At 51.8% G+C, this 6,071-nt stretch carries 2 protein-coding genes; both read left to right on the plus strand.

Going from position 1 to position 6,071, the window contains the following annotated elements; genetic code table 11:
* The first annotated feature begins 553 nt into the window (after positions 1-553).
* Positions 554-3,799: a MobF family relaxase gene (mobF, locus tag SPB21_RS35375; RefSeq protein WP_499869717.1), complete on the plus strand. Its 3,246-nt coding sequence runs from the start codon at positions 554-556 to the stop codon at positions 3,797-3,799.
* A 534-nt stretch (positions 3,800-4,333) separates the two neighbouring features.
* Positions 4,334-6,007 (plus strand): ISL3 family transposase, encoded by a 1,674-nt coding sequence (locus SPB21_RS35380; RefSeq protein ID WP_499866109.1) that lies wholly within the window; start codon positions 4,334-4,336, stop codon positions 6,005-6,007.
* Positions 6,008-6,071 lie beyond the last annotated feature (64 nt).

Consider the following 6,071-nt stretch of genomic DNA (forward strand, 5'->3'; position numbering starts at 1 on the left):
CTGTAGGGATTCGTGTTGATGGCTGCGCTGATAAACCATGGATTAACTATCAGGATCCTTGGATAGCCGTTTATTGATGAGGCTTGAGGCCTAGTGTGAGAATGTTCGTAGTTAGTATCTATTCACGTGAATTCACACGAATTCATGGCATTCACATGATTCATAGGATTCACGATGATTCACACGATTCATAGGATTCACATAAATGCCTGAGCGTAGGGAGAATGCTATTCACGCCAGGATTTACGGCGGGTGTAACGTTTCTCGTCTAAATCTGTTGTGGTGTAAACGAATGTAGCGACTCTGTTGAAACCTCCTGATGGTTTCTATGGGATCAGTAGGAAGCCATGGGAGCTGCGCCCCGTCCAGGGCAGTGTAGGATTCACGCTGAATTAACGATGGACGGGGCTACGCGGTTCAGACATTACGCCCAGGCTGGGCAGGCCCAAACGGAGAAAACCCCATCAAATCCCTGTAGGTTAAGCGCTTTAACGATTCAAAACCTGAAAATCTCTCAGACCCCTATTTCTGTCGTTTTTCCATCTACCGCGCCATGCTGTCCATTGCCAATGTGTCAGCGGCCCAGGCCGAAAATTACTACGAAGCTGACGACTATTACACCCGAGATTTGGGCGATGCCGATACCGGCACCCCCAGCGCCACCTGGTATGGAAAAGGCGCAATCGCCCTCGGGTTAACCGACGACTTTAACCAATCCACCTTCCAACAATTGCTCCATGGTGAAGGCCCGAATGGGGAATCCCTGCATGCTCGCAAGATCGATCCAGACCATCACCGGGCGGCCACCGACTGCACTTTTTCTGCACCCAAAAGTGTCTCTATTGCTGCCTTAATTCAAGGCGATACTCGTGTGCTTGCGGCCCATGATCAGGCGGTCAGAACGGCCCTATCGATTCTTGAAACTCGCTATGCCCAAACCCGCATTCGTCGGCCCCAAGGAGAACGGGAACGGGTGACCACTGGTAATGTGGTTGCTGCTATTTTTCGTCACGAAACCAGTCGCGAACAGGACCCTCAACTCCATAGTCATTGTGTGCTGATTAATGCCACCCAGTTAGACAATGGCCAGTGGCGTAGCCTGAGTAACGAAGCGATTGTGGCCCACCAAAAACTGCTGGGGGAAATCTACCAAAATGAGCTGGCCTATCAACTGCGTCAGCATGGGTATGACATCACCCCGACGGCCACCGGTCAGTTTGAATTAACCGGCTATGGTTCTGAGCTACTCAATACCTTTTCCACCCGCACCCAGCAGATCAAAACGTACCTGGAAAAGTGGGAACAGAAGCTGACCGAAAACGGTGGTGCCCCCCTCCACCGCAGTCAACAAAAACAGGCCACCCTCGACACCCGCCGTCGTAAAACCACCGTGCCCCGTTCCGTTTTACTCACCGGCTGGGCCGAAACGATCCAGGCCCAAGGATTGACCCTACCGGAAGTGCCCACCCAGGACAGTGACCTGAGTCAAACCAGTCAAACGGCTGCCCATGCCGCCGCCACACTTGGTCTGGATCATGCTGCCGAACGGGAGAGCGTTTTTAAGCAGGCCAAAGCCGAACGATTTGCTCTGGAACATGGTCTCGGTCAGCAACGTTTTGCCGATCTCCACCAGGCCTTGCAGCAGCATCCCAACCGCATTGTTATTGATGACCAACGACTCACTACTTACACCGCTCTGGACCGAGAACGAGAAACGATTCAGATGATGGTGGGCGGCCAGGGGCAGGTGGGACCGATTGCCACATCGGAGGAGGTTAACCAGCGACTGAGTGATGCTTTAAGTCTGACTCCTGGTCAGCGTGAGGCTATTTTGCTGTCGGCGACTACGTGCGATCGCATCATTGCCTGGCAAGGTGTCGCCGGTTCTGGTAAAACCCATAGCCTCAATCTCTATGCCCGCATCGCCCAGGAGCAGGGGCATGATGTCACCGGCTATGCCCCCAGCGCCCAGGCCGCCAATGTCCTCCACCAGGACACTGGTATCCCTACCGATACCGTGGCCCACCTACTCCACACCCCAGATCCAGAACTGTCTAAACGCAACCGCTCGTCCAGAAAATCCCCCATTTGGATCGTGGACGAAGCCGGACTATTGAGCGCCAAAGATGCCCATGCCCTGCTACAAAAAGCAGAGATCCACCAGGCCCGTGTTGTTCTCGTGGGAGACACTCGGCAACTGTCTGCCGTTGAAGCTGGAAACCCTTTCAAATCTCTCCAAGAAGGCGGCATTCAAACGGCTATTCTCAACCAATCCCGCCGCCAACAAACGGAGATCCTCAAGACTGCCGTTTACCACATTGCCCAGGGCGACATTCCCACCGGCATCCAGCAGTTAGACGAAGCTGGATTTATCCAAACTGTGTCCCTGGATGATCGGGTTAGCGCCCTGGCCCAGGACTACCTCAGCCTCACCCCTGCCCAGCGCAAGAAAACACTGATTCTTAGCGGTACCAACGATGACCGCCTGGCCATTACCCAAAAACTACGTCATGCCCTGCAACAAGAAGGTCGATTAGAGTGCGATCGCTTTACCCTGCAATCCCTACGCCCCAAAGATCTCACCCAGGCCCAGGCCCGCTATGTCAGCCACTATGCCATCGGTGATGTAATTGTCCCCGTGAGAAACTACCCGCGCCATGGTCTGGAGCGTCACCATCGCTATACCGTCACTGCCATTGACTCCACCCATAATCATCTGATTCTCCAAGCCCCCAATGGCCAAACCCTCACCTTCAACCCTGTTCACTGTTCCAGGAAAACCAGCTACCGCATCCAACAGCTTCCTATTGCCGTAGGCGATCAACTGCGGTGGACTCGCAATGATCGCGATCTGGGTATCCGCAACGGCCAGCACTTTACTATCACCGCCCTCAATGACCAGGGCCAAGCCCAGATTCTCACCGCACATGGCAATACCCGCAGCCTCAATCTCAGAGGCCACCAATATATTGACTATGGCCTGGTGAGCACTACCTACAGCAGCCAGGGCAAAACCGCTGAGCGCGTCCTGGTGGCCGCCGATAGCACCCTCACCCAGGAAGCCTTTTATGTCGCCGTTTCCCGATCCAAACGCCACCTGACCATTTACACCCTCAACAAAGACGATCTACTCCGCACCGCCCAACGCAGCCGAGCGAACCAAAACGCCAGCGACTATTTACCCCTCTACCAGGTAACCACCCATGGCCAGACCCCGCAAGTCCCAACCACAGCCCCTGACCGTCGAGATGACGGAAGGCGCATTGGAGAGCGCCTTGCTTGCCAGCTTACAACCGCTATACGTCGAGATAGCCGAGCTGAAAACCCAACTAGCCGCCTCACTCGAAGCACAGAACGCCTCACAGCAAGCTTTGACCCAGGTAATCACGCTGCTTCAACAACTCGACAGTCGGCAGACCCAACAGTTCCAGAGCTTACTCGAAAGTTTGCAGCTGCCCTTCGCCACCGACGACAGCAATTGGTCTTAACCCAGCAAGACTGGCAATGGTATGAGCATTATGCTGCGCAACAACCACCGGCACAGACATATCATCAAGACCAGATGATTGCTCACCAGTATCTCCAGGAGCAATGTGGATCTCAAGGTCAACCCACCCAGGTGCAGCTGCGGCAGGCTGCTCGTATTTTGTTTCAGGGACCGTTGGCCCGACAGCTACGACAGCAAGAGAGTCGGACTGCTGCTGTGGATTATGTCAGGCAACAGGTAAACGCAGTCATGCAACAGAAAATGCATACGCGTCAACAACAACGGCATGTGGGTGTGGATATGGAGCGGTAGAATCTAGAACCGTTGCTCAAGACGGCAACTAGGCAACCCTTTGATTTCGTCTACATCTCAATTCTGATAAGAGTTCTAGCGATTAGTCCAGGATTTTGAGGGTGAACGGTGAGATAAGGGATTTGGGCAACTGGCACATACCTGATTGCAATTCGAAAGTCCAAAACTGGTCCAGTGAAATCGGACAACTGACACAATCGGGTCCAAGGGCTCACCCATTGACTGAACCTAAAGCTTTGGGCGATCCGAGAAATGTGGGGATAAACTGTGCGCAGTAGTATGAAAAGTCGTACCGATGGAACTAGCCGCTCTTTTAGGCTTAAACCTAGCGAAGCTGTTATAGGCCGCCACATAATTCTTAAAAGCCTTTCTCTGCAAGGCCTTTAAGAATTATGTGGCTCTAACGAAGATACGTCGTTTCAGCGATTTTTACTGATTTGCTGATTCACACAACTTCGGGCTCTTGGCGACTTTTGGTGATCCGAATGGGATGGCAAACCGTAAATAGGGATTGGCCTTCACGTGCATCCCATCATGGACTTTCTACAGCATCTACTCCCTGACTCATCAGCCTTAGCCCTGAAACACTGGGATTTAGATACCCAAACCCATCGGTTCATCGTTACAGTAGAATCCACTCAGGTGATTGCCCATTGCCCATTGTGCCAAGCTCCCACTGGACGGGTTCATAGTCGTTATCAACGAACGCTCAGGGATTTACCCTTGGTTCAGTTCAGCCTGACTCTCTTGTTAGAGGTGTGTAAGTTTTTCTGTCTCAATGACACCTGTCAGCGACGGATCTTTACTGAGCGCATACCCAGTGTTGTCGCCCCTTGGGCTAGGCGTACGACTCGTTACACAGACCATCTAATCGCCATAGGATTAGAATTGGCTGGGTCAGCCGCCGCTAGATTAAGTTACAGAGTAGGCTACGCCTATAGCCGAAATACCTTTCTGCGCCTTCTCTCCAGCTTGCCGCTACCCGAGGTGATTACCCCTAGGATTCTGGGCGTAGATGATTTTGCGTTCCGTAAAGGTCATCACTATGGAACTATCTTGGTGGATCTCGAAACACACCATCCCATTGCTTTGTTACCAGACCGGACAGCAGAAACCTTAGCCGCATGGTTAGAAGAGCACCCTGGTATTGAAATCTTGTCACGGGACCGTTCCAAGACGTACAAGCGTGGGATGACTCAGGGAGCTCCCGATGCCATTCAGGTGGCAGATCGCTTTCATCTGTTACACAATCTTGAAGAGACTCTAGAAAAGGCTCTGAAGAGTCACTCAAAAATCCTCAAACAGATTGAACAAGAACAGCTTCAATCCGAAGGAGCTACGGTGTCTGAAGTTTCGACATCACAGAATTCAACTCCCCAAACAGCCCAACAACAGAAAACGGCCCAAAAGCGAGCTGAACGCCTCGAAAACTATGAGCAGGTCCACAGCTTACGGAAGCAAGGATACAAGGTCAAAGATATTGCCTATCATCTAGGGATGGGTGAGCGTACGGTGTATACCTATCTATCGCATGAGACGTTTCCGGAATGGCAGCCATCCAGCCGAAAACGCAGGAGTATTTTAGACCCCTACAAGTCATATCTCATCGATCAATGGAACCAAGGACGTCAGCACACCAAACAGCTCTTTAAGGCAATTCAAGAAAAGGGCTATTCAGGGACCTACGAAACTCTTGCACGCTATACCCATACGCTACGGTCAGCTCAAGCTCAGCTAAGCCCCAACCCTGACTCATTAAAGGATTTGCCTGGTCGAGGTCCGGCCCCAAAGGTCACCATCAAGTCCCAGAAACCGTTAAGTGCTCGGCGAGCGGCTTGGTTAGTTCTCCAGAAACCGGACACGTTGACAGATAAACAAAAAACGCTCTTGGAACGCCTTAGTCAACGATCTGAACTATTGGAGATCATAAGGCTCACTCAGGACTTTATCATCCTTGTCCGACAGCGACTTCCTGCGCAGTTAGATAACTGGTTAGAAAAAGCTAAGAATACTACAGTGAAAGCATTTCAGAGCTTTGCCAAAGGATTGGACGAAGACTATGATGCGGTCAAAGCTGGCGTTACATTAGAGGTTAGCAATGGCCCCGTTGAAGGCCAAAATAATCGATTAAAAATGCTGAAACGACAAATGTTTGGACGGGCAGAGCTAGACCTATTGGCTAAGCGACTAATTTTAACAAACAGATAGTCTTCTGGGGCGATGGTTCAGGCTAGGGTAGCGCGATCACCAAAAGTCGCCAAGAGCCCGAAGT

Origin of the sequence: Leptothoe sp. ISB3NOV94-8A (genome assembly GCF_043421595.1) — a bacterium.
Lineage (GTDB): Bacteria > Cyanobacteriota > Cyanobacteriia > Phormidesmidales > Phormidesmidaceae > Leptothoe > Leptothoe turfae.

Bases quoted from the DNA above. Each gene is read 5' to 3' on its own strand.
- SPB21_RS35380 (WP_499866109.1), top strand. From the start codon at position 4,334: ATGGACTTTCTACAGCATCTACTCCCTGACTCATCAGCCTTAGCCCTG.
- mobF (WP_499869717.1), top strand. From the start codon at position 554: ATGCTGTCCATTGCCAATGTGTCAGCGGCCCAGGCCGAAAATTACTAC.